A 1,978-nucleotide genomic window follows, 5' to 3' on the forward strand; every position below is an offset into this window, starting at 1 on the left:
CCGTCCCGTCGGGGTTGGGAGTGTATTGCGTGGTGCAGGTGAAGCCCGCCGGGCAGGTTCCGACGCATTGCGGGGGAGTTCCGGGTGTCCATTCGATGTGACACTCGTTTTGTTGCCTGCAATCGCAATCCTGGATGGCAATGACCTGTTGCATCGAGCCGTCGAGGATCACGCAAATGGGCAGACATTGCTGCGTCGCCGGGTTCGGACAGGTCGTCGTCTGCCGACAGAGACCGGTCAAGGGATTGACGCCGCATTGTTCCGGCGGCGGCTGGCAAGCGTTAGGAACGCCATCGCCGTCGGTGTCGAGACAATGCGTGAACGCTGGATTGGGAATACCGTGATAGATATTGACGCAGCAGGCCGGATCCACGACCAGACACGGCGCCGTTCCGGCCATGTCGATGCAGCAAGCCACCGGTTGACCGCCGCAGGTTGTTCCGGCCGGCAACACGCTTCCGCCGGCACGTTCACAGCAACGCGGATCGACGGTTTGACAAGACCCATCGGGCAGACAACAAGCCTGAGGATTTCCGCACGGTCCGGCGAACGGCGTACCTCCGTTGGGGCAACTCGTCGTTCCCGGCGCCAAGTCGATGCAGAATCCGTCAATGGTGCAACAAGAAAGCGGCCGATCACTGCAACACAGGCCGTCATCGGCCGTGATGGTGGCGGCGATGTCCATGCCGGTGGGCGGCCCGCCGGAGTTGAGGACTTTCACCTCGATGCAATTGTCACAGGCGCGGAAGTAAGCCTGGTTGGTCACGACAATATGCGTCGGCGGATTGAGGAAGGCCCAGCCGTTGGGGGTTGCGCCGAGGAGATTTCCGTTCAGGTAGACCTCGGCATAGTCGTCGGCCAGAAGGTCGATGACGAGCTGGGCGTTTTTGAATCTCGGGTCGAGGCAGAAACAATACTGATAGGTGTAGAGGCCGTTCGGTCCGTTGTAGTCGGCGGAGACCCAGTGCGTGCCGGGGATGGTCGCCCACAATGGATGCGGCGCGACTGCGGTCGCCAAACGGGGCGTCGAGCCGCCGCTGGGATCGGGCGCGACGACCATCCACGTGTCGTCGTTGTTGCCGAACGGAATGAGCACTCCGCCGGAGTTGTCGTACACGCCCGAATCAATGTTCCGGTTGAGTCGGTCCGGCGGGCAGCAACATTTCCCGTCTTTCGCGACGATCGATCCGATCATGTTAATGCCGGTCGGGGCGCCGCCGATGTTTTGCACGTCCACGGTGATGCAGTTTTCGCCCGGATGGAAGAACGCCGGATTGGTGACCGTAATGGTCGGCGGATTGGGATCGGAAAAGCCGGCGCAGTTGCCGATGAAATTGCCGTTCAGGTAGACCTGGCCGGCGTCGTCGGCGCGGATTCTCAGCGTGAGGACCGGGTTTTTGTATCGGTCATCAAGGCAGAAACAAATCTTGTAGCCGTAGTCGCCGTTGGGTCCGTAGTAATTCGCAGAGACCCACTGTGAGCCAGGGAACGTCGCCCATGACGGGTGCGGCGTGACCACCGTCGCCGGACGCGGAACAATGCCGCCGCTGGCATCAAGCGTCACAATCCAATCATCGTCGTCGCTGCCGACGGGGATCAGGTTGCCGTTGGCGTCGACACCGGTGGCCAGGCTCTGCGAGAGATTCTCCTGCGGGCAGCAGGGTTCGTCGCCGCATTTCGCCTTGGAGAGAATGAGATTGACGAAGAGCGTGATGTCCGCGGCGGTGTAGGAGCCGTCGCCGTTTACGTCGACGCAGGCGCAATTGTCGGTCGGTTGGGGAGCGCCCATGAAACAGCGGACGAAGCCGGCGATATCCAAGCCGTTGAGGATGCCGTCGCCGTTCACATCGCCGGGGCAATCGCACGATGGAGTGATGCAATCGCAGCAGATCGTGACCGTGCCGTCCATGTTATCGATGTAATTTCGAACGCAGATCTGGCCGGGCGGGCAGTTTCCCTGGCAATCGGGGACGACGCC

Annotated in this window: 1 protein-coding gene; it reads right to left on the reverse strand. The window is 61.5% G+C overall.

Annotation, left to right across the window (positions count from 1 at the left end; all coding sequences use genetic code 11):
- Nucleotides 1-1,909: dockerin type I domain-containing protein (locus tag ACOSYY_RS20075; protein WP_421664734.1), on the reverse strand; the 1,909-nt coding region annotated here is incomplete at its 3' end.
- Nucleotides 1,910-1,978 lie beyond the last annotated feature (69 nt).

This window comes from Nitrospira sp. BLG_2 (assembly GCF_049222245.1).